Genomic DNA, 21,629 nt, shown 5'->3' with positions numbered 1-21,629 from the left:
CGCAGACCTCGCGCCTGCGCACCCCTGTGCGCCGAAAGGCATGCACAACCCCCAGGTCTGGCAAAACCGCATCCGCAGACCTCGCGCCTGCGCACCTCAGCTGCCACCTTCTGGTGCCCTAGCCCCAGGTCTGCAGCCGACTGGGCGGGGCAGGACGGGACGGGACGGGGCAGGACGGGGCAGGACGGGGCAGGGCGGGGCAGGGCGGGACGCGGCGCAGGGGGCACTGCCAGGGCCTCCCTGGTGTCGGTGGTGCGCCATACGCTCCTGGCATGGAGTACACGAACCTCGGCCGCACCGGCCTCCGCGTCAGCCGCCTCGCACTCGGCTGCATGAGCTTCGGCGACCCGAAGCGCGGCCTGCACAGCTGGACCCTCGACGACGACGCGGCGGCACCGCTGCTCCGCCAGGCGGTCGAGCTCGGCACCACCTTCTGGGACACGGCAAACGTGTACCAGCAGGGCACAAGCGAGGAGATCATCGGGCGCGCGATGCGTCGCTTCAGCCGCCGGGAGGAGATCGTGCTCGCGACGAAGCTCTCCGGCAAGATGCACGACGGCCCCGGCGGCTCCGGCCTGTCCCGCACCGCGATCCTCGAGCAGGCGAACGCGTCCCTCGAGCGACTCGGCACCGACCACATCGACGTGCTCTACATCCACCGCTTCGACGACAGCACCCCCGTCGAGGAGACCATGCAGGCGCTTGACGACCTCGTGCGCTCAGGCAAGGTGCGCTATCTCGGCGCATCGTCGATGTACGCGTGGCAGTTCGCGAAGCTGCAGCAGGCCGCGGCGGTAGGCGGATGGACCCCGTTCGTCGCCATGCAGGACCAGTACAACCTGCTGAAGCGCGAGGAGGAGCGGGAGATGATCCCCATGTGCGCCGACATGGGCGTCGGTCTCGTCCCGTACTCGCCGAACGGCAAAGGGCGCCTGACCCGGCCGCGCGGCGAATCGACGGCACGCGCCGAGCTCGACTCGGTCGCGAAGGCGTTCGACGCTGATGCCGACGGCCCCATCATCGACGTCGTGGAGCAGATCGCGGCCGAGCGCGAGGTCCCGATGGCACGAGTCGCACTGTCGTGGGTGCTGCGCAACCCGACGGTCGCAGCGCCCATCGTCGGGGCGACCAAGGCGAAGCACCTCGATGACGCCGTCGCGGCCCTCGAGCTGACGCTCACCGAGGACGAGGTCGCGCGACTCGAGGCACCGTACGTCACCCAGCCTCCATTCTGGTGGTGACCCGACGCTTCTGGCGGTGATCGAGCGGCGGGCGTAAACACTGCGTTAAGAGCGGTCGCAGGCAGGTTTCCGGAGGGGCATCGCGCCCTTCCGGGGCGATGGAATGGGCGCATCCACCGCATTCTCGAAAGGCGCACCATGCCAGTTGCTCCCCTGTTCGACCTCTCCGACACTCGCGTCGTCGTCACCGGCGGCACGAAGGGCATCGGCTTCGGCATCGCCAGCGTGTTCGCACAGGCGGGCGCGCGGGTCGCTGTCGCTGGTCGCTCGCAGGCGGGGGTGGATACGGCCGTCGCCGCACTCTCGCTCGTCGCCGGCGCAGACACTCGGGCCCGGATCTCGGGGTTCACGGTCGACGTCACCGATCCCGAGTCGTGCCGCGCGCTTGCGGCGTCGACCGCGGCGGTGTTCGGCGGCATCGACGTGCTCTGCGCCAACGCGGGGATCTTCCCGCAGGCGGACCTCGCGACGATGACGCCGGCGCAGCTCGACGAGGTGCTCGACACGAACGTGAAGGGAACCATCTACGCCGTGCAGGCCTGCCTGCCCGCCCTGCGGGAATCAGGCCGCGGTCGTGTCGTGCTGACCTCATCCATTACCGGCCCGACGACCGGCTACCCGGGCTGGTCGCACTACGGGGCTTCCAAGGCCGCGCAGCTGGGCTTCATGCGCACCGCCGCGATCGAGCTCGCGAAGCACGCCATCACCGTGAACGCGGTCCTGCCGGGCAACGTCGAATCTGCTGGGCTCGACGAGATGGGCGAGGACTACCTCGCGTCGATGACCTCAGCCGTCCCGCTGCGCAGACTGGGCCGAGCCGAGGAGATCGGCTACGCCGCGGCGTTCCTCGCGAGCCGCGAGGCGGGGTACATCACCGGTCAGACGATCGTCGTCGACGGCGGACAGACACTCCCCGAATCCCCGGATGCGCTGGGCTGACACCCGAGCAGCACCTCATCCAGCGAACCCCATGGCTACTCTCAGGATTAGCTAGCTAACCTAACTATCCGATCATCCACTCTTGAACCGAGGAACCCCATGAGCCTGCTCGAGATCCACCGCGAGTCCACGACCCGTACGGTCGTCGATTCCGCCCCTCGACAGCTCCGCTGGCTCTCACCCGCGAACGGACTCTGGGTCGCGATGAGGGAGACGGCCTCCGGCGACGACTTCGCCGGGTTCGTGGAGCTCGTGCAAGGAGAGTTCCGCGCGCACGACGGGCAGGGCACCTTCCTCGGCGCCTTCGCGACGCGCGAGGCCGGGCGCAACGCCATCGAGGGCGCAACCCGCAGCTGAACCGTCGCGCCGAGCGACCGGAGACCGGAACCGACCAGCTGGTAAAGTTGGGGCCACCAGACACCAACGACCAGCGACTCTTCCGTCGCCGGCCGTCGCGCGCCAGGGCTGAGCCCGCGCGAAGCGGTCCGCCGAGGACGCTGCTGGCCTACCGCGAGATTGGATCCCATCCCGCATGCCTCTCCTCACCATCCTCATCGGTGCCGCCCTCGTCGTGACGGGCGCGATCGCCTACTTCGTCAGCGACACCGGCAGCCTCACGGCCCTCATCCCGGCCGCCGTCGGCCTCCTGCTCGTCATCGCCGGCCTCATCGCCCGCAACCCGAAGCTCCGCAAGCACGCCATCCACGGCGCGCTCGCCATTGCGCTCCTCGGCGCGCTCGGGTCGCTCATGAACGTCGCCCAGCTGGGAGACCTCTTCGCCGGCACCGCCGAGCGGCCCGGCGCGATCATCAGCAGCACCATCATGCTGGTCCTGCTCGTCGCCCTCATCACGGCCGGCGTGCGCTCGTTCATCGCCGCCCGCCGCAACCGCCAGACGCCAGCCGTCACGGGCTAGCTGGCAGCTCTCCGCCCCAGGCTCGCCTGGAAGCGGATCAAGTACCCGTCGGGGTCCGTCACAAGGAATTGGCGGACCCCGACTTCGTCCCCACCCACCCGGTACCACTTCGTCTCTGGCTGCATGAAGAGCTCCCGCCCGGTCGCGAGGAGGGCCGCCGCGACCTCGTCAGCGTCGGCCACGGAGATCTGGAAGTTGATGCCCCTCCCGAGCGGCCGCTCGAGCGGCCCGGTTACCCAGTTCCGGCCGACGCCGCGCTGTTCGAGCATGAGATGAGCGCTGCCACGAGTCAGATACGCGAACCCCTCCTCGGGCCGGTCATACTTCACAGCGAAACCGCATCCATCGACCCAGAACGCAAGGCTGCTTCGGACGTCGGCGACGAGCAGCTCGGGAACGAGGTCGGGCAGATCTTCTGATGCGGCGACAGCAGTCATCTCCGCATCGTCGCACGTCGATGCAGTCATGCTCCCGTCAAGTCGCAGAGCTACGTCGTGACCCGCATCCGCCGCTCGTTTCCACTGACCCGACGCCCAGTCTCGCGACGTACGGTCGATCGATGCTCGGATTCAACCCAATGCACACCGTCGTGATGGTCGCCTACTTCGCGGTCATCCTTGCGATCCTCGTCCTCACCATCTGGGCGCTGATCCTCGCCATCAAGGCTCTCCGCAAGTACCTGCGCACCCCGGATGCACCGCAGCAGCTGCGGACGCCAGCTCCGCCTGAGATCGACGAGATCGACTGAACCCGGACTCGGGACTTCGACGTTCCCCGAGGTCCCGCGCGTCGAGGCCTACACCCGGGTGAGCACGCGGAGCCCGGCGATCTCGCAGTGGCTGCTTCCGTAGCCATCGAGGTCACGCACCGAGTCTCCCGGCGCGAGCCGCGATTCGGTGGATGCGAGCACGCGCTGGGCTGCGTTCACGACGCTCACGTCGCCGAACTCACGCAGCGCCGGGAGCAGCTCTCGTTCGACGTCGTCGACGAGGAGGTCCATGGCGACGACGCCGAGGAATCGCCGGCCGTTCCAGACGGGCATGCTGACGGTGAGCGTGTACTCGTCGCTGCACAGGTAGTCGACGTGCGGGCCCGCGACATGACCTTCGCCGGTCTCGTGGGGCACGCGGAACCATTCGAATCCGCTGTAGTCGATGTGCTCTCGGCTGGGCGTCTGCGCCGCGAGCCGCAGCTGCGAGCGCATCGGGCCCTGCCACCAGGACAGGTGACCGCGTGACGGGCCGCGAAGGTCGAGGGATGCGACGAATCCGGCCCCGAACGCGGCCGGCCAGGTGCGGGTGAAGACCGCGAGCGCGAGCGGCTCGACCAGCTCGTCGAGGCGACGGTCGCTGAGTTCGCCACGCGACTCGAGGTCGCCGAGCACGGCTCCGAGGTCGCGGCTGAGCGTCTCGAGCACGTCGAGCGTCGAGCGGAAGTAGTCGTCGAGGAGCGCAGCTGGGCCGCGTCGCACTGCAGTGGCGTCGGTCGTCATGGGGCGGCTCCTCTGCTTCGGTGATGGCCGATGTTACACAGCGGAGGGCCACTTGCACAGGGGTGGATCAGCGACGGGCCGTTCGGCGGTCACCAGGCGAGCGGTGACATGCGCCCGTTCAACAGCACCCGCAGCGCCGCGTGCACCTCGAGCGCATTCCTTCGATGGTCTTCGGGCGCGACGTCCTGCGCGGCGCGGAGGCACGCCCCTTGTAGGTCTCGTTCGGTGACCCCCTCGGGGAGGCACAGCATCCACTGCACCGCCCGTGGCGGCGCCGGAACCCCAGCGTCTGCGAGGTACTGGACCATGTCGTCGTGGATCTCGCTGATGTCCTCCTCACTTGAGAAGGCTCCGTCGACTGGCCCGCCGACGCGCTGCCCACCACCGCACGTCTCGACGACGGGGTCATATCGCGCCGGCTCCTGATGCACCCAGCTGGGGCCGGCGAGGTAGGCGATGAGCGCCAGCCACCCGTTCGGCTCAAGCCTCATGAGGTTGGTGGTCTGCATCGGGTGCTGCGTGAAGTCACCCCAGGACCAGTTCGGCAGCCCCGCGAGCGCGACGATCCTCACCTCGTTGTCGTTGATCGGCATGCGTTGGCCCCCCAGCCATATTGGTCCCCAGCACCCGGCACCGTCGCGGCGCCGGCGCGCCTACCGCTCGAGCAGCGACCTGCGCTTTGCCTCAAGCCGTTCGACGATGTCGCTCACAGTCGCGCGCAGAGTCTCGCGCGCGCCGGCCGCGTCCCCCCGAGCGACGTCATCGACGAGTCCAAGTATCTCGCTTCGCTGCGACTCACGCTCTGCGTCGTCCACAGCGAGCAGCCCGAGCAGCGGCGAGAGCTCGGACTGGACGCGCATCTGCTCCTTGGTGAGGCGCACCGACTGCCCGAGTGCGCACAGTTCGACAACGATGTCGTCGGCGACGTGCCGCCACTGCGCGGGCGTCGGCTGAGCCTGCCGCCCGGATATCGCGGCGTCGCTGAACGTCGTGAGCCTGGCGCGGATAGCCTCCACCTCGCTCGGCGCAGCCCTGTGGGCTGCGAGCTCGAGGCAGCCCCCAGTGACGGCGAAGTAGTGCGCGACGAGGTCGCGCAGCGCCGTGCGGGAGATGGATGCGAGCTCGTCGGCGGCGTGTGAGGCGGGATCGGCGCCTGCGGTGACGAAGCTGCCGCCCCCGCGTCCTCGTTTCGTCGTGACGAGGCCGCGTTGCCGCAGGAGGACCAGCGCTTCGCGGACGGTGACGGGCGAGACCCCGAGCGACTTGGCGAGCTCGCTCTCCGGGGGCAGCCGCTCCCCGGCCTGCAGAACGCCGCGGTTGATGGCGACGCTCAGGCGACGCTCGACGAGCGCGGCCTTGCCCTGGTCCGCGACGGACCGAAACACCGCGTTGCGCAGGCGCGACGGCACCCCGGCTTCTGGGTCTGTCCGCGGGGGCATTGGCACCTCGCCATTGTGGCCCATCCGCCCCTGTGCAGCTAGGACACGAGCTTGAAGTTCGACGAGATCCTCATCACCATCTTGACCGCACCACTCTGCGTCACCGCTCCCTGCCCAATGGCTAGCTTCCGGGATGAGACACGAGACCGGCCGCCGCCGGGCTCCGGATGCGGCGATCGATCACGCAAGTTGGTCGCAGACGCGCTGGGGTGTCAGCCCCGCAGGCGCGGGCCGAAGAACGGCAGCGCGATGGGGGCGAACACCACTCCACGCGAGGCCTTCACGCTGCCCACGATCGAGAACACGATGTGCGTCACCGAGACGGCGAACCAGAGCGTGATGGGGATGCCGATGGGGAAGAACGATCCCGAGTAGGTGTCGTCGAGGACGAAGAGGAACGCGATGTGCAGGGCGATGAGGATGATCGAGGAGAGCAGGTAGGTGAGCCCCCAGTTGGCGGCGTTGGTGCGGTTTCGCTCGCCTGCCTCCGTGGCGGGCGCGCGCGACCGGCCAGCAGCGATCATCACGATGCCTGCCGTGATGGCGGTCACGAACGGGAACGGGATGACCGCGATCAGCCCGAGGCTCCACTGCGTCGCGCCGTTGGCCAGCGGCCGCGCCAGGAAGACCGGCGAAGCCGCCGCCCCGGTGGGTGGACCGAACTGCGGTGCGTTCGGGCTCGTCGGCGGGCCGCTGTGGGATGGCGGAATCGTCGCGGGGGCGTTCGGCGCGGCCTGGACGGGCGGCTGCTGCTCGCCGGACGGCTCGAAGTAGAGGCTGCTCGCCCACGCTCCGGAGCCCGTCAGCTCCGGCAGCTTCTCCGGCGGCAGCTCGAGCGCTGCACCGATCAGCGCATCCACGTGCTGCTCGGTGTCGCGGACCATCCCTTGTGCCTCGCGGAGCATCTCGGGGTGCGGGTTCTCGTCGTCCGTGGCGCTCAGCACGTGGATCTCCGCGACCTCGAGCAGCAGGTAGCGTCCACGGTTCGCGGGGTCGCCCAGCACGCTGCGCGCCTCGGCGATCTGCCGCTGCGTCTCCTGGTCCTGCGGGAGCCGAGCGAAGAGGCGCTCGAGGTTGGCGACGCCCTGGTCGTAGTCGCCGAGGATCGCTGCGGCAGGCGCATCCCAGATCGTCGACGGCACCAGTCGCCCAGACCCCGAGACGAGCAGCTCGTGCAGGAGCGGCACATCCCAGTTCCACTCCGACAGGCCGGAGACACGCGTGAGCGGAGCCCCCTGCCCCGGAACCTCGTCGACAACGTAGAGATAGCTGCGGTTCGCCATCACGCGAGCCTAACGGGAGACGCCCGCACGCCGAGATCGCGCGCGGCGATCCGGTGTGCGGGCGTCGAGATCGACCCGGTCAGTCCTCGTCCTCGTCCTCCAGCTCGGCCTTCTTCTCCACCTTCGGGAGGCAGTTGAAGAGGGCGTAGCCGATGAGGCCGACGACGATGGCCGAGATGATGGCCGGATGGAGGAGCGTCTCGGAGGCTCCTTCGATGAGCCAGGGCTGCGCGAAGATCAGCCCGATGACCTGGGCGAAGACGAGCATGAACGCCAGCAGCAGGAAGACGATCATCGCGATGCCGAAGAGCGGATGCAGGATGCGGTGCAGTGAGGTGCGCATGATTTCAGACTCCTATCCGCCGGGGACCGGGACGATCCCGAGCGCGATCAGGACGCCGAGCGCGAAGAACGGCACGACGTAGTAGATGATGAGCGGCACGAACGTGGACTCCGGTTTGGCTCCCGTGAGGCCGCTCGCGACGAAGATGGCGCCTGAGGCGGGCGGGGAGGCGCCCTCCGTCGAGGCGAACACGAGGATCGCAATGACGGCGAGCAGCGGGTCGATGCCCGCGGCGATGAGCGTGAACAGCGACACCTGACCGACGGCGGTGAGGGTTGCCGTCGACGACAGCGGACCCGCGACCAGCACGATCAGCAGCCCGATGAACGTCACGAGCAGCCACAGCGGGATGTCGACGCCGCTCAGCAGATTGTCGACGTCCTCCGCGAGGCCGAGCTCGGCGAGCACCTCGCTCGCGACGACGGCGAAGAAGAGCAGCGCGACGATCGTGTAGAACTTCGGCGCCCCGCTCGTGATGAGCTCCCACCATCCGCGCGGCGAGCGCGGCAGGTCCTTCCAGGCGACGAGCGCGGCGAAGAACATGATGAGGACGGGGATCCACACGATGAGCGAGATCGATCCCATGGCTTCGGAGAGCACCGGCGACGCTTTGAGCACATCGGCGAGGGGCCCGACCGAGATGGCGATCGGGATGATCGCGCCAAGGAAGATGAGGGTCGACGATCCGCCGCGCTTCATCGCGGTCTGCCACGGGAGGAGTTCGGGTCCCGAGGCTGCCGTGATCTTGTCGCGCTTCACGAACCAGCCGATGAGGCCCATCCGGAACACGAACTGGTAGATGCCGGCGACGAGCAGCGCCAGGTAGACCTCGCTGGTCGTCACGAGCGTGCCAGCGAAGCCAATCATGATGACCATGGACGCGCTCGGGGGAAGCGCGGTGCCGAGGCCCGCGTTGCCGGCGATGACGGTCGCGGCGCGTGAGCGCTTCCATCCCGTGCGCACCATCCACGGACCGGTGATCGATCCGGAGGAGGCCGCGTTCCCCGTGTTGGAGCCACCCGCGACGGCTCCCATGGCACCGGACGCGAGTGTGTCGACGATCGCGGGGCCGCCTGGCAGCTTGCCGAAGAGGGAGGAGAGGATGGCGATGAGGCGGTCGATGACGCCGGTGCGCTCGACGAAGTGCGTCATGAAGACGAACGCGACGGCGGCGTAGAGGACCTGGTTCTCGGATGCCTCGACGACGGCGGTCACGGCGTACTCGGGGGCGTTGAACCCGGCGAAGGCGAGGGTGACGAGGAAGCCGAGGATCATGGCTTCCGCCATGTTCCGCTTGACGACGACGTTCCAGGTGACGATCGTCGCGATGAAGGCGACGAGGGCGATCAGTGCGACAGGCATGACCCTCCCCTGCGTCGGCGGGGCGGGTGCCCCTGGTCGGTGATGCTCATGGCAGCTCCTTTGCTGTCTATGGTCTGGTGCGCCGGGTCAGGCGCTGGGATTCGCTTCGGCGCGCTGGCGCAGGATCTCGACACGGCGGCCCGCCTCGTCGGCGAGCACCGCCCGGCCTGCTCTGAGGGCGGCAGCCGCCCGGTCGAGCGGCAGGACAAGCACGCCGTCCTCGTCGGCGACGACGTAGTCGCCCGTCGAGCAGATGGCGCCTCCGAGTGAGATGGTCTCGCCGACCCGCCCGGGGCCGGACTTGTAGGGGCCGGCCGGGGAGACTGCGACGGCCCAGACGGGCAGGCCGATCTCGGCGATGGCCGAGACGTCGCGCACGGCGCCGTCGACGATGATGCCGCGCACGCACGCGCTGACCGCGCGCTCCGCGATGAGCTCGCCGAGCAGCGCACGCTCGGCGTAGCCGCCACCCGCGATGACAAGCACCTCGCCCGGCTGGACCACCTTGAGCGCTTCGTGCAGGGCCCTGTTGTCGCCGGGGTTGACGAGCACGGTGCGCGCGCGTCCGGCGATCGGGCCGGAGGGCCAGATGGGCTTGATGCTCGAGTGCGCGAATCCGAGCCGGTCTCCGCCATCGCCGAGCGCCGCCGTCGGCACCGACTCGAGTTCAGCCGCGAAGTCGGGCTTCGCTTCGAAGGCGAGGTCGACATGTCGGCGCCTGGCGCCTTCGGTGACGGGCCAGCTCCCCGGAAGCGCGCTCAGCAGCTCCAGGCTGTCGCCGAGCTCGTGGCTGCGCCGATCGGCGTGGATACGCGTGCCCTCGTCGAGACGCGTGACGGCGGCGTCTCCGTCGACCAGGGTCTCGACGATCTGGGCGCGCATCCACGCTTCTTCGCCGGCAGCACGGCCGGCGGACATGGCCTCGCTGATGAGCGCGCCGAGTCCCTTCATGTAGACGCTGCGCAGGAGCTTGCGGCCGGATGCGTCACCGATGGTGTCGCTGACGACGTCTGCTGTCGCGCCGATGGAGCGCAGCACATCGGCGGCCGACTCCGCGTCGGGGCCAGAGAGGATGACGCGCACCTGCGCGCCGAACTTCTTCACCGAGCCGATCACGGCCCCGTCGACGACCCTGGCGCGTTCGCCGATCTCGTCGGCGACTGCCTGCTTCAGCTGCGGGGATCCGGCGTTGAGGTCGAGGAACATCGTGGTCGGCTCGAGGTGCGGTGCCGCGTCTCGCGCGGCCCCTGCGGCGTGGGCGGCCGTAGTGAGGCCGAGCACCGCGTCGGCGCCGGCAACCGCCTCGGCGATCGAGGTTGCGCTGGTCATTCCGGGGATCTCGACGCTCCTGGGGTCGAAGCCGACGACCTCCCAGGAGGCTTCGACGAACGCCTTCGCGTACATGCTTCCGGCTTCACCGAGGCCAAGGACAGCGATTCTCATGAACGACTCCGTTGTCATCAGGCAGAGGTTTCTATCACTCTGCGCAAGTTGATTTCGCGTAACGATAGCAGGCGTCCACGTTCACGGCCAGGGACGGAGCCAAGTGGGGTCTCGTTGCACCCGGTGGTACGTTGAGGAATCACCTGGCACTGAGGGGAAAACTGAGTGAGCGTTGAGCGCGTCAATCAAGGCCGGACGCTCGAACGAGCGCTCGATGTCATCGAGTGCGTCGAGGCATCACGGACGCCACTGAAGCTGACGCAGATCTCCAAGGCCACCGGCCTGCACATCACGACGACGCAGCGCATCACCACGACCCTCGCGCGGCGCGGGTACCTCAACTCGACCGAAGCCGGGTACACGCTCGGCCCCGTCGTCCTCGCGCACGCGCACGCGTTCATGCTCCAGGACCGGCTCGCCTCCGTCTCGCATCCGGTGCTGCAGAACCTCACCGAGACAACCGGATTCACGTCGTCGGTCTACGTGCGCTCGGGCTGGTCCCGCATCCTCGTCGCGCGCGTCGAGCCACCCGAGTCGCTCCGCTACCGGTTCCCGATCGGGCAGCGCCTCGACCTCGACGTCGGTGGCGGCAAGGTGCTGCTCGCAGCCGTCGCACCGGAAGAGCTCGACGAGTTCCTGAAGGACTACTCGGGGCTCGCACTCGCCAGCGGACGGCAGCAGACCGCGGACTCGCTTCGAGCGGAGCTCGCCGAAACCGCGGCGACGGGCACCTACGAGAGCCATTCGGAGCGCTACCCGGGAACGGTGAGCCTGACGGCGGCCATCACGGACTCGCGCGGCGCCGTCATCGGCGTCGTGAATCTCGTGACGACGGAAGAGACGATCAGCGACGACGGGCTCGCGAGATTCAGGTCCCGCGTCATCCAGGCGGCCCGCGTCATCGGCGAGCAGCTCTGACGGATCAGGCTCCCAACGCCAGCTCTCGCCCGGCGTGACCGGCGTGACCGGCTTCCGCGATGGATTCGTCGGCCGCGAGCTCAGGAGCCGCCCGCGCGATCATCCAGCACGAAAATCGGTCAGCGCCAAGGCGTGCATCACTTGCCGAACAGGTCTCCGAGGCCGGGGATGTCGAAGCCGAAGTTGCCTGCCTGCTCCTCGACGCCGCCGAGGAACTGGTCACCCGCGCCCGTGAGCTGCTCGCCGGCACCCGCGAACTGGTCGCCGAATCCGCTGACCTGGTCGCCGAGCCCCGAGACGGTCTCACCGATTCCACCGAAATCACCGAGGTCGGCCGTGAGCCCCTCGAAACCCTCGATCCCGGATGCGGCAATGCCGTCGAAGTCGATCCCAGAGGCCATCGCGTCGCCGATCAGCGGGAGCGCGACGGAGCTGGCGACGGCGCCGCCGACGACGCCGAGCGCGATGCCGCCGAGCGCACCCGCCCCGACACCAGCCGCAGCTGCGCCGGCGACGCCCGCGCCACGGCCGAAGCGAGCTGACCCGCCACGACTCGAGCCAGGCGTGAAGTTGGAGCCACCGCGAGAACCCGCGATGCGCTTGCCCGCCCCGAGCACCTTCGCCATGAAGCCGGGTCGCTGCACCTCGCCGCGCGTCGCCGCCCGTGCCAGGTCGTCAGGCGAGCTCGACTGCGGGCGGTCGTACGGTCCGGACTCCGCGCTCAGGCGCTCGCGCACCTGGTCGCGCTGCTCCGGCGTGAGTCGCTGGAACGCCTCACGGTGCGCCTGCTCGAGCTGGTCAGGCGCCGCGGTCTTGAGGAGGTAGTCGTACTTCGCGATGGCCGCCTTGTCCGCTGCCGATCCTGAGCTCGGGCCCGGGCCCGGGCCCGGGCCCGGGCGCGAGCCGTAGCTCGGGGCGCTCGGCGGCTGCTGCCCGTACCGCGGCCCGGAGTCGCGGCCGGCGTACTGGTCGCGCTGCGGGTACTGGTCGCGCTGCTGGGCAGCGTCCCGGGCCGGGTACCCCTGCTGGCCGCGTGGCTGCTGCCCATCCCCCGTCACCTGATCGGCGACCTTGCGGACCATGTCCTTCCAGTCCCCGGAGCCGCTCTTGCCGCCCCGGTTGCTCCCAGTGTTGCCGGAGTTGCCGGAGTTGCCGAGGGCCTTCGAGGCCGCGCCGAGGATCTTGTTGAAGTCAACCATGCGCTTATCGTCACCTATCGATCTATGGAGAACGTATGGAGCGCATCCGCGTCCGCTCAGAGCGTCTTCGACCGCCTCCGGCAGAGCCCGAGCGGCGACGTCTTCTGCCAGCCGCCCACAGGCCGTATCGTTCGCAGAGCGGCGCCCCCACGCCACAGACCGGAGCATCATGCCGTCCTTCATCCCCTCGAGCCACCCGACCGCAGAACGGCCTGCGCCTGGCCGCCCTTCCCGCCGAGCGCTGCTCTCGACCGCGGCCTGGACCACCCCCGTCTTCGCCGCCGCGCTGGCGACTCCCCTCGCCGCCGCATCCACGGCCCTCTCCACGATCGAGGGCAACTTCACGCCCTTCGACACCGAGCTGGCAGTCGGCCAGAGCACGGAGGCGGTCATCGCCTTCATCGAGACCTCCGGCGTCGACTACACGGGCACCGTGTCGATCCTCATCTCCCCCTCCCGCGAGACGGACACGGTGATCGCCACCCTCTCCGCGTTCGGCCCGATCACCACCGACCCGGAGACGACCGGCCAATGGAGCTACGCGCAGGAGGGCACCAAGCTGCGCGTCACCTACTCCGGCTACATGGAGGGCTCCGTCGGCATCCGCGGCTACCTGCAGTCGGACACGAATTCCGGGATCACAGTCGACACCGGCGGACAGTACCTGCTCACGGAGACCAGCCACACCATCGAGGTCGAATCGGCGAAAGCCGTCGCCGACAACGTGCAGACGCCGTGGACGATGACCTACGGCACGGACGGCATCGGCGCCCCCTGATCTGGTGCGGGTAGCGTGACGCCATGAAGTTCACCGTCGAACCTGCATCCGTCCCCCGCCGATGAGCACGCGCGCTGTGCAGGCCGGTGCGGCCGCGGAGGTACTCGGCCCGTATCTGGAGCGGCTCCGCGCCGAGCTCGAGATCCCGGCCGACTACCCAGCCGACGCGCGAGCCGAGGCCGAGGTCGCAGCAGCTCATGAGTTCGGCTCGGACTCCGGGCGACACGATCTCCGCGAGCTGCCGTTCGTGACCCTCGACCCTGTCGGGTCGCGTGACCTCGACCAGGCGTTCTTCCTTCGCCGCGTCGAGGCCACCGGCGATGACACTGACGGCTTCGAGGTGTTCTACGCGATCGCGGACGTCGCCTCCTTCGTCGAGCCCGGTGGGGCACTCGATGCGGAGACGCACCGCCGCGCCCTCACCGTCTACGGACCGGACGGCCGATTCGGCCTGCACCCGGCCGTGCTCAGCGAGGGCGCCGCGAGCCTGCTCCCCGAGGTCGACCGGCCCGCCGTCGTGTGGCGGATGCGCCTCGACAGCTCGGGCGCACTGCTCGATGACATCGAGGTGCGTCGATCCATCGTGCGCTCCCGGGCGCAACTCGACTACCCCTCGGTCCAGGCACGGCTCGACGCCGGAACCACCGACGAGCTGCTCAGGCTGCTGGCGGAGATCGGCCAGCTGCGCATCGACGCACAGTTCGCGCGCGGCGGCGCGACGCTCGAGGTGCCAGACCAGGAGATCGATCGCAGCGACGACGCCAAGCGCTACCGGCTCGTTCTGCGCGAGCCGCTCGCCTGCGAGGAGTTCAACGCGCAGCTGTCGCTGCTCACGGGAATCGCCGCCGCGACGGTGCAGCGACGGGCGGGAGTGGGCATCTGGCGCACCCTGGATCCCGCCCGCGACGAAGACGTCGAGCGCCTGCGTCGCGTCGCCGCCTCCCTCGGCTTCGACTGGGCACCGGAGGATTCGTACGCCCAGTTCGTCAGGACCATCGACGTCGCCCGCCCCGAGTACGCGGCGTTCGCGACCGAAGCCACCCGCCTCTTTCGCGGAGCCGGGTACGCGGCCTTCGGCACGCCCGAGCATCCGGACGTGCCGAGCACCGCATCCCACAGCGCCATCGCCGCCGAGTACGCGCACGTGACCGCCCCGCTGCGACGCCTCGTCGACCGCTACGGCACCGAGATCGCGCTGGCGTTCTGCGCCGGAGAACCCGTGCCGTCGTGGGTTGTGGATGCGCTCGAGGCGCTGCCAGGCGAGATGGCCGAGGGCTCACGCCGGGCGAACGCCTACGAGCGGGCGGCGGTCGATCTGCTCGAGGCGGTGCTGCTCGCGCCCCGTGTCGGCGAGGAGCTCGACGGGATCGTCGTCGATTCGTCGCCCACCGGGGCCGCCGATGCAGGCCAGGCGAAGGCGACCGTGCTGCTGCGCGACCCCGCAGTGCGGGCGAGGGTCGTCGGCGACGCCGCAGCCCTGGAACTGGGCACAGCCGTGCGAGTCCGCGTCGAGTCGGCTGACCCGGAGAAGCGCGCCGTGACGCTGAGCGTCGCGTGAGCCGTCGCTGCCGTGGCCGCCGCCGCGCGGGCCTGCGTGAGCGCCGCGTACCCGCCGCCGCTCCCGCTGCCGCCGCTAAATAGGCCACTTTCAGCCCATCCCGGGAGCCCAGGTGGGGCGAAAGTGACCCATCTGAACCGCGTGCTCCCACCAGACCCGCGCGTGCCCGCACGGACCGCGAGCTTCCGCCTGAACCGCGCCGACTCCAACGCTGCCGCAGCTCCTGCCGCTCCCGCCGTCGCCGATTAGGCCACTTTCAGCCCATCCCGGGAGCCCGAGTGGGCCGAAAGTGGCCGATATAAACCGCGTGCTCCCGCCTGAACCGCCTGCTCCCGCCTGGGCCTATCCCGCCTGAACCACGCCGACGCCGACGCTCCCGCCGCTCCCGCCGCCGCCGATTAGGCCACTTTCACCCCATGCCGCGAGCTCGGATGGGGCGAAAGTGACCCATCTGAAAGGCGTGCTCCCACCAGACCCGCGTGCGCCCGCCCGAGCCGCCATCCCCGCCAACTGGATCACTTTCAGCCCATCCCGGGCACTCGGATGGGGTGAAAGTGACCTGCTGGCCGCGGATGCGCAGACAGCGCGGCCAGGGCAGACCGGCCAGGACGAATTGATCAGGCCAAGCGAGGTATCCGCGACCTCGTTGAAGAGGGCCTAGAGCGAGGTCCAGGTGAACGAGTAGCCGTTGCCGTTGCGGTGGCAGGCCTCAGTGATCTTGGTCCACGAGCTGATGTAGGTGCGCTGCACGGCCTGGCAGTCGGCGAGCGAGCCGCCGGTCCAGTACGACTGCGTGGTGCCGGCGCTTGCTATCGCGGGTGCTGAGACGGCGATGCCGACGGCGAAGAGGGCTGCGGTGACGGTCGAGACGATGCGACGCATGTTGACTCCTTCGACTGGCCCGGCTGGTCCGGGGTGTCGGCGAGCGTAGTCCTGCGGATTGGGGTGGGCTGGTGGATTCGCGCTCCGAGATGGGACGGGGAGAACTCCCCTCCCCCGAACCGGCGGGCGAAGCGGCGCCGAGCTGGGCGTTTCCTTGGCGATCTCGCCGGGGCTTGGAGCAGAGAGTGCTATCCACCCCGAGGAGAAACAGCATCAGCCGGACGATGTGAGCAGCTCAGCAGAGCCTGCCTCCACTCGCCGGTCGAGGAAGCGCCATGTTCGGATCCCGCTCGGCACCGCGGTCGGCCAAGGCGAAGTCATCTCGGGTCAAGACGAGCAGCCGTTCGCTCTCGCGTCGGCTGAGCTCGTGAAATCCCAGACGCTCCGCGAGCCTGAGCGATCCGGCGTTGCGCGGATGCACAACGGCGAGGATCATCCGGGCCTGCACAGCCTCGAACGCGAACTGGATGACGGCCTCCGCTGCCTCCCGCGCGTATCCATTGCCCTGAGCATCGGGATGCAGCACCCACCCGATCTCGACGCTGCGCACTTCGCTGGCAACGGTCCGCAGGTGCAAGGAAATATCGCCGATGAGCCGCCCCTCGAGTTCGACGGCCAGCGCCATGAAGTCCTCGGCCCTGCGGAGCCTCGTGGACTGCGTGCGGACACGGAGGTGGCGCAGCGCCTGGCCGCGACTCCGCGGTGGCCAGTTCAGGAACTCGCGAACTCGAGCTTCCTCGTGGAGGAGGAACCACTCCTCAGCGCTCGCCAGAGTGTGGGCGCGCAGCAGGAGACGTCGAGTCTCGAGCACCGGAGCGGAAACCGCTTTGCCGATGCCTCTCCCCCGGAGCCGCCCCACGCCCTCCCTCAGGAATGCACGGAAGCTCATGTCTCCCCTTCACCTGCTCCGGTCTCCGTCGGCCGGAATGCCGACCGCCGGCCGACGAAGGTCAGCAGCAACGCCACCGCCCCGATCAGCATCATGGCAACGGGCAGGACAAGGCCATCGAAGACTTCGAGGAGCCCTGCGCCGAGAATGCCGGCGCCGAAGATCGCCAGATTGAACGCGACGGGAAGGAATGAGTTCGCGACATCGGATTCCTCGCCCCCGGCTCGAGTGAGCGCGTTCTGCAGCTGCGGCGAAGCCCCTCCGAAGCTCACGCCCCACAGCACCGCCGCCGCCAGGAGCGCGACGGGCGAGCCCTGCCCCGCCAGCAGCACGACCGCGGCGACGATGAAGGCCAGCACACTGAGATGGAGCAGCAGGCGCGGATACCTATCGAGGAGCAGGCCGGTCACCGCCACGCCGAGGAGAGACGCGATCCCGTAGGCGAGCAGCATCAGGTCCGGGGTTATCGCGGTGCCCGTCTCACGGAGGTAGGGCGCGACGTAGGTGTAGATCGTGCTGTGCGCGAGCATCCAGACGAAGATCACCGCGAGCACGACGGGGACCCCTCGCAGGCGGAGCACCCGCGCCATGGGCAGGCCCGCGAGCGCAGGACGGCCTGGCGCGTCCGGGACGACAAGGACAACCGCGATGGCGACCAGTGCTGCGAGCGCGGAGAGACCGGCGAACGACCATCTCCAGTCGGACACGGCTCCGATCCAAGCCCCAAGTGGCGTCCCGAACGCGAACCCGAGGGGCGCGCCGATCGCGACGATCGCGATCGCAGCCCCCAGCCGCGAGGGCGGACTGATTCGCACGGCGTAGGGCGCGAGCATTCCCCAGATCACTCCAGAGAATGCCCCGGCGATGAACCTCGAGACGAGGGACAGCGCGATGTCCGACGAGAACGCGGTCACGGTGTTGGCCACAAGCAGCCCCGCGATGCCGACGAGCAGCAGGGGCTTTCGACGGAAGCGGCGCGTCAGCGAGATGGCGGGAATCGTGACGATGACCGTGCCAAGCGCATAGGCGCTGACGAAGAGCCCCACGGTGCCCTCCGCGGCAGTCAGCCCGTCTGCGATCTCCGGCAGAAGACCGGCGGGCATGGTCTCCATCGCGACCAGGATGAATCCCATGAGCGCGAGGACGATGAGCGGTGCGAGGCGCAACTGCGAAGCCCTCGCGCCTCCAGTGGACGCCGGTTCTTCGGATGTGCGCGACGAGGGTGAGGTCATTCGGCGGACACCGTTCCAGTCGCCGGCACCGCAGCACGCACTGCCTCGACGTCTTCGAACGTGCCGATCGGGATGATCCCGGGGAAGTGACTGACGGAGTCGTAGTAGAGGACAAGCCCCTCACTGGGCGCGTAGTAGCCGATCATCCCCGCTTCGGCGGCGCTCCCGGACGGCCTGCCCTCGAGGGAGAGCGCCCTGGGGAGGGTGGCGATCTTCTCCTGACCACCGAAGTCCTCGAACGACAGCTCAAGGGGCAGCTGCGTGATGAGATCGTCGGAGGTCGCGGACTGGTTCAGCACGCCTCGGACGGTGACATCCCCCATGCTGATCGTGATGTTCGTCGTGGTGGGCATCAGGTCTTCGTCTTCCGTTGCGCTCGCCGCGGATGGTGGTGTCGAGCTCGTGGTGCCAGTACCGTGCGGTGCCGCCTCGCCTGCGCTCTCTGCGGGGGCATCCACACCCGTGCAGCCCGCCAGCAGGAGTCCTGCCGCGAGCAGGCTCGCGGCGGCGGCGCGCGCCTTGCCTGCGCAGATGATTGCGATGGTGCTCATGTGGTCCTCTCCGAGGGAGCGGTCGTCGTCCCTGTGTCGTCCAGCAGTCAATGCCTCACGTGAGGTAGGAGGGAGAGTCCCGCTAAAGGGGTTCCAGCAGAGGTACCCCAGAAGGCGGCCGCTGCTCGTACCGTGGATGCATGGACAACCGGGGCGAAGTGCGAGCATTCATCAGCTCCCGCAGAGGCAGGCTGACCCCAGAGCAGGCGGGGATCGATCCGGGCACGACCCGACGGCGTGTGACCGGCCTCCGACGGGATGAGGTGGCGCGGCTCGCAGGGGTGAGCGTGGAGTACTACACCCGCGTGGACCGGGGCAACCTGACGGGTGTCTCCGAGAACGTGCTCGATGCTGTGGCTCGGGCACTGCAACTCACCCAGGCGGAGCACGACCACCTGAGGGATCTCGCTCGGACGGCCAACCTGGGCGCGAAGGTCCGCTCTCCCAAGCCGCGGGCGTCCGGGCTGCGCCCGACCGCGCAGCATCTGCTCGACTCGATCACGGGCGGTGCCGCGATCATCGGGAACACCCGCATGGATATCGTGGCCGCGAACGAGCTCGGCTTCGCGCTCTATTCGGAGATGTACCGGGGCACTGCGCGGCCCGCGAACCACTCCCGCTTCATCTTCCTCGACCCTCGTGCGCGCGATTTCTACCCTGACTGGGAGCGGGCAGCCAACGTCAACGTCGAGATCCTCCGGCGGGAGGCCGGCCGTTCGCCGTTCGACAGACAGCTCACGGACCTGGTCGGAGAGCTGTCTGTGCGCAGCGATGAGTTCCGCATCCGATGGGCAGCCCACGATGTCCGCCGACATTACTCCGGCGCGAAGCATTTCCGCCACTCGGCGGTCGGCGCGCTCGAGCTGGTGTACCACGCGATGGACCTCGAAGACGACCCCGGCCACACCATGACGGTCTACACCGCCGTGCCAGGCAGCTCTTCCGAGGAAGGCCTGCGTCTGCTCTCGTCCTGGGTCGCCACGGAGAACATTGCGGCCATCGCCCGCGAAGGAGCGGCGCGGCACATCGCGCGGGCTGACCGCGCTGACGCCTAGCAGCGTCACGTCGATCGAGTGCTCCCTGCCGCCCGTGCCGCTCGGAATAGGATCGACAGCGTGCATTTCTCGAACTCGCCCATGCAGGCAGACGTCGTCGCCCAGTCGAGGTCGATCCGATGAGGCTCGCCGTCATCGGTGCCGGCCAGATCGTCGCCGACTTCCTGCCGCACGTCGCGAACGTGCCCGGGCTGGAGCTGGCGGCGATCTACGGTCGCCCGCCGCGCCTCCAGCACCTGGAGGAGCTGCAGGAGCGGTTCGGCATCGAGCGCGTCTTCACCGACCTCGACGAGTGCCTCGCCGACCCGAGCGTCGACACGGTCTGGGTCGCCGTCCCGAACTCGCTGCACTTCGAGGTGTCGCGCAAGGCGCTCGAGGCGGGGAAGCACGTCATCTGCGAGAAGCCGTTCGTGCTCCAAGAACGGGAGCTGCAGGAGCTGCGCAGACTCGCGACGGCGCGTGACCTGATCCTGATCGAGGCGATCACGACCCAGTACCTCGCGAACTACCGGTGGATCAAGGAGCATCTCGACCTCGTCGGCAGGATCAAGGTCATCCAGTCGGACTACTCCCAGTACTCGTCCCGCTACGACGCCTTCCGCGAGGGCACTGTGCTGCCCGCGTTCGACCCCGCGCAGGGCGGCGGGGCGCTCATGGACCTCGGCATCTACGCCATCCACTTCGTCGTCGGGCTGCTCGGCCGGCCGAAGCGGGTCAGCTACACCGCGAACGTGCAGCGTGGGGTCGACACGTCCGGCGTGCTGATCCTCGACTACGGCGAGACCACGGCGGTCTGCGTGTGCGCGAAGGACTCGGACGGCCCCATCCGCAGCAAGATCCAGGGCGAGGACGGGTGGATCGTCGCCGACGGCTCCCCGAATGTGCTGCCATCGCTGAGCTACGCGACCCGCGGCGGCGAGCCCGAGCGGATCGACCTCACGAAGTACCCGCACCGCATGGTGGAGGAGTTCCGCGAGTTCGAGCGCATCATCCGCGAACACGACACCACCGAGCGCGACCGGCGCCTCGACCACAGCGCCGACGTGCTCTCCGTCCTGACCATCGCCCGAGAGGGGCTCGCATGACAACACCACTCATCCTCGTCGCGAACGCAGGCGAAGGCTCGATCTCGGTCTTCCGCTTCGACGGCGCCTCCCTCGAGCGGACCTCGGTCGCAACGGGCCTGAAGGGATGCTCGAACTTCGTCGTCGACGCCAGTCGCGACCTCGTCTACGCCGCGGTCAAGGGCAGCCCCGCGGCGATCGTCACGCTGCGCCTCGACCGCGAGGCGGGCGAGCTCACCCCGATCTCTCGGCGCGAGACGCCCCGCGGCGGACTGAACTACGTCGCGCTGACGCGGGACGGATCCGCGCTGCTCGGCGCGGCCTACTCCGCCAGCTACGGCCTCATCGCGCCGATCGACAAGGGCACGGTCGGGGAGCCGACGACGATCGTCGAGCACCTGCACCTGCACTCCGTCGTGGCGAGCAGGGACGGCCGCTTCGCGTACTTCGTGTCTCTCGGCGACGATCTGGTCGGGCAGTACGCCATCACCGATGACCTCGAGCTCGAGGCGCTCCACCCGGTGGGCGCGACCGCGCCGACCGGCAGCGGCCCGCGCCACATCGTGCTCAACGCTGCCCAGACGCAGGCCTACGTGATCACCGAGTTCAGCGGCGAGGTGCTGCGCTTCGAGCGCGACTCGAGCACCGGTGTGCTCTCGCTCCTCGATTCGGCGAGCTACGCGGACGCGCTGCAGGGCCTTAAGCGCGGAACCCTCGGCGCGAATCCGCTGGAGCCCCGCTCGATCTGGGGAGCCGACGTGCACTGGGGCGCGGATGAACGGTTCCTATGGACCTCGGAGCGCACGACGAGCACCCTCGCGCCGCTCGAGGTCGCCGAGGACGGCTCCCTCGAGGACGCGAGGTCGTTCACCGTCACCCAGCAGCACCCCCGCGGGTTCGCGCTCAGCCCCGACGGTCGCTTCCTCGTCGCCGCAGGCGAAGGCGGGGCGCAGGTGTCGCTCTACGAAGTACGCGACGACCACCTCGCCGAGCTGCAGCAGGTCGAGACCGGCGCCGGCGCGAACTGGGTGCGCTGGGTCTGACG

25 protein-coding genes are annotated in these 21,629 nt (G+C 69.1%); 12 read left to right on the top strand and 13 right to left on the bottom strand.

Going from position 1 to position 21,629, the window contains the following annotated elements:
• Positions 1–272: 272 nt before the first annotated feature.
• The 4 genes from ITJ67_RS08495 (at position 273) to ITJ67_RS08480 (ending at position 3,096) form a co-directional block, all read left to right on the top strand.
• Positions 273–1,241, top strand: coding sequence for an aldo/keto reductase (locus tag ITJ67_RS08495; RefSeq protein ID WP_194677338.1), 969 nt, complete (start codon positions 273–275; stop codon positions 1,239–1,241).
• A gap of 138 nt (positions 1,242–1,379) precedes the next feature.
• Positions 1,380–2,180 carry a 3-oxoacyl-ACP reductase FabG gene (gene fabG, locus ITJ67_RS08490; protein WP_228502499.1) on the top strand — a complete coding sequence of 267 codons (801 nt, stop codon included), beginning with the start codon at positions 1,380–1,382 and terminating at the stop codon, positions 2,178–2,180.
• A gap of 99 nt (positions 2,181–2,279) precedes the next feature.
• Entirely contained in the window at positions 2,280–2,537 is a 258-nt protein-coding gene (locus tag ITJ67_RS08485) for a hypothetical protein (protein ID WP_160071383.1), read from the top strand.
• Between the two features lie 175 nt (positions 2,538–2,712).
• A complete protein-coding gene (locus tag ITJ67_RS08480; RefSeq protein ID WP_160071384.1) occupies positions 2,713–3,096 on the top strand; it encodes a hypothetical protein in 384 nt (127 codons plus the stop codon).
• On the opposite strand, the gene ITJ67_RS08475 is transcribed toward ITJ67_RS08480, so the two are convergent.
• Positions 3,093–3,533: a bleomycin resistance protein gene (locus tag ITJ67_RS08475; protein WP_160071385.1), complete on the bottom strand. Its 441-nt coding sequence runs from the start codon at positions 3,531–3,533 to the stop codon at positions 3,093–3,095. The two genes, ITJ67_RS08480 and ITJ67_RS08475, sit on opposite strands and share 4 nt — an antisense overlap.
• Positions 3,534–3,655: 122 nt before the next feature.
• Here ITJ67_RS08475 and ITJ67_RS08470 point away from each other — a divergent pair, with 122 nt between their 5' ends.
• Positions 3,656–3,844 (top strand): hypothetical protein, encoded by a 189-nt coding sequence (locus ITJ67_RS08470; protein ID WP_194677337.1) that lies wholly within the window; start codon positions 3,656–3,658, stop codon positions 3,842–3,844.
• 48 nt (positions 3,845–3,892) lie between these two features.
• Here the strand turns inward: ITJ67_RS08470 and ITJ67_RS08465 are convergent, their stop codons facing one another.
• The 7 genes from ITJ67_RS08465 to ITJ67_RS08435 form a co-directional block, all read right to left on the bottom strand.
• Entirely contained in the window at positions 3,893–4,588 is a 696-nt protein-coding gene (locus tag ITJ67_RS08465; protein WP_160071387.1) for a cache domain-containing protein, read from the bottom strand.
• An 89-nt stretch (positions 4,589–4,677) separates the two neighbouring features.
• Entirely contained in the window at positions 4,678–5,181 is a 504-nt protein-coding gene (locus ITJ67_RS08460; RefSeq protein WP_160071388.1) for a DUF5956 family protein, read from the bottom strand.
• A 60-nt stretch (positions 5,182–5,241) separates the two neighbouring features.
• Positions 5,242–6,027, bottom strand: coding sequence for a FadR/GntR family transcriptional regulator (locus tag ITJ67_RS08455; protein ID WP_228502523.1), 786 nt, complete (start codon positions 6,025–6,027; stop codon positions 5,242–5,244).
• 212 nt (positions 6,028–6,239) lie between these two features.
• Entirely contained in the window at positions 6,240–7,310 is a 1,071-nt protein-coding gene (locus tag ITJ67_RS08450; RefSeq protein WP_194677335.1) for a DUF4870 domain-containing protein, read from the bottom strand.
• 79 nt (positions 7,311–7,389) lie between these two features.
• On the bottom strand, positions 7,390–7,653 hold the full coding sequence (locus tag ITJ67_RS08445; protein ID WP_194677334.1) for a hypothetical protein: 264 nt from the start codon (positions 7,651–7,653) through the stop codon (positions 7,390–7,392).
• Between the two features lie 12 nt (positions 7,654–7,665).
• Positions 7,666–9,015 (bottom strand): TRAP transporter large permease subunit, encoded by a 1,350-nt coding sequence (locus ITJ67_RS08440; RefSeq protein ID WP_194677333.1) that lies wholly within the window; start codon positions 9,013–9,015, stop codon positions 7,666–7,668.
• Positions 9,016–9,102: 87 nt separating this feature from the next.
• Positions 9,103–10,458 (bottom strand): NAD(P)-binding domain-containing protein, encoded by a 1,356-nt coding sequence (locus ITJ67_RS08435; protein ID WP_194677332.1) that lies wholly within the window; start codon positions 10,456–10,458, stop codon positions 9,103–9,105.
• Positions 10,459–10,623: 165 nt separating this feature from the next.
• On the opposite strand from ITJ67_RS08435, the gene ITJ67_RS08430 reads away from it, so the two are divergent.
• Entirely contained in the window at positions 10,624–11,376 is a 753-nt protein-coding gene (locus ITJ67_RS08430) for an IclR family transcriptional regulator (RefSeq protein ID WP_194677331.1), read from the top strand.
• A 137-nt stretch (positions 11,377–11,513) separates the two neighbouring features.
• Here the strand turns inward: ITJ67_RS08430 and ITJ67_RS08425 are convergent, their stop codons facing one another.
• The gene (locus tag ITJ67_RS08425; protein ID WP_194677330.1) at positions 11,514–12,575 is read right to left on the bottom strand and encodes a hypothetical protein; all 1,062 of its coding nucleotides are present in this window, start codon (positions 12,573–12,575) and stop codon (positions 11,514–11,516) included.
• 169 nt (positions 12,576–12,744) lie between these two features.
• Here ITJ67_RS08425 and ITJ67_RS08420 point away from each other — a divergent pair, with 169 nt between their 5' ends.
• The 3 genes from ITJ67_RS08420 to ITJ67_RS19975 all read left to right on the top strand — a co-directional run bounded on the left by ITJ67_RS08420 (position 12,745) and on the right by ITJ67_RS19975 (position 15,160).
• Positions 12,745–13,353: a hypothetical protein gene (locus ITJ67_RS08420; RefSeq protein ID WP_194677329.1), complete on the top strand. Its 609-nt coding sequence runs from the start codon at positions 12,745–12,747 to the stop codon at positions 13,351–13,353.
• A 61-nt stretch (positions 13,354–13,414) separates the two neighbouring features.
• Positions 13,415–14,911, top strand: a complete 1,497-nt coding sequence (locus tag ITJ67_RS08415; RefSeq protein WP_194677328.1) for an RNB domain-containing ribonuclease — start codon at positions 13,415–13,417, stop codon at positions 14,909–14,911.
• A gap of 123 nt (positions 14,912–15,034) precedes the next feature.
• Positions 15,035–15,160, top strand: a complete 126-nt coding sequence (locus ITJ67_RS19975; protein ID WP_267238539.1) for a hypothetical protein — start codon at positions 15,035–15,037, stop codon at positions 15,158–15,160.
• A gap of 408 nt (positions 15,161–15,568) precedes the next feature.
• Here the strand turns inward: ITJ67_RS19975 and ITJ67_RS08410 are convergent, their stop codons facing one another.
• From ITJ67_RS08410 to ITJ67_RS08395, 4 genes are all read right to left on the bottom strand, one after another.
• Complete coding sequence (locus ITJ67_RS08410) at positions 15,569–15,793, bottom strand: hypothetical protein (protein ID WP_104244826.1); 225 nt, start codon at positions 15,791–15,793, stop codon at positions 15,569–15,571.
• 235 nt (positions 15,794–16,028) lie between these two features.
• Complete coding sequence (locus tag ITJ67_RS08405) at positions 16,029–16,682, bottom strand: GNAT family N-acetyltransferase (RefSeq protein WP_194677327.1); 654 nt, start codon at positions 16,680–16,682, stop codon at positions 16,029–16,031.
• On the bottom strand, positions 16,679–17,848 hold the full coding sequence (locus tag ITJ67_RS08400; protein WP_228502497.1) for an MFS transporter: 1,170 nt from the start codon (positions 17,846–17,848) through the stop codon (positions 16,679–16,681). Before ITJ67_RS08400 ends, ITJ67_RS08405 begins: the two co-directional genes overlap by 4 nt.
• Before the next feature lie 62 nt (positions 17,849–17,910).
• Positions 17,911–18,465, bottom strand: a complete 555-nt coding sequence (locus ITJ67_RS08395; protein WP_194677326.1) for a cyclophilin-like fold protein — start codon at positions 18,463–18,465, stop codon at positions 17,911–17,913.
• A 140-nt stretch (positions 18,466–18,605) separates the two neighbouring features.
• Here ITJ67_RS08395 and ITJ67_RS08390 point away from each other — a divergent pair, with 140 nt between their 5' ends.
• From ITJ67_RS08390 to ITJ67_RS08380, 3 genes are all read left to right on the top strand, one after another.
• Positions 18,606–19,520 (top strand): helix-turn-helix transcriptional regulator, encoded by a 915-nt coding sequence (locus ITJ67_RS08390; protein ID WP_194677325.1) that lies wholly within the window; start codon positions 18,606–18,608, stop codon positions 19,518–19,520.
• 119 nt (positions 19,521–19,639) lie between these two features.
• Positions 19,640–20,605, top strand: a complete 966-nt coding sequence (locus tag ITJ67_RS08385) for a Gfo/Idh/MocA family protein (protein ID WP_194677324.1) — start codon at positions 19,640–19,642, stop codon at positions 20,603–20,605.
• On the top strand, positions 20,602–21,627 hold the full coding sequence (locus ITJ67_RS08380; protein WP_194677323.1) for a lactonase family protein: 1,026 nt from the start codon (positions 20,602–20,604) through the stop codon (positions 21,625–21,627). The genes ITJ67_RS08385 and ITJ67_RS08380 overlap by 4 nt, the downstream gene beginning before the upstream one ends.
• Positions 21,628–21,629 lie beyond the last annotated feature (2 nt).

Source organism: Pseudoclavibacter sp. VKM Ac-2867, from assembly GCF_015351275.1.
GTDB lineage: Bacteria > Actinomycetota > Actinomycetes > Actinomycetales > Microbacteriaceae > Pseudoclavibacter.
This window is presented reverse-complemented; position numbering and strand designations above follow the sequence as displayed.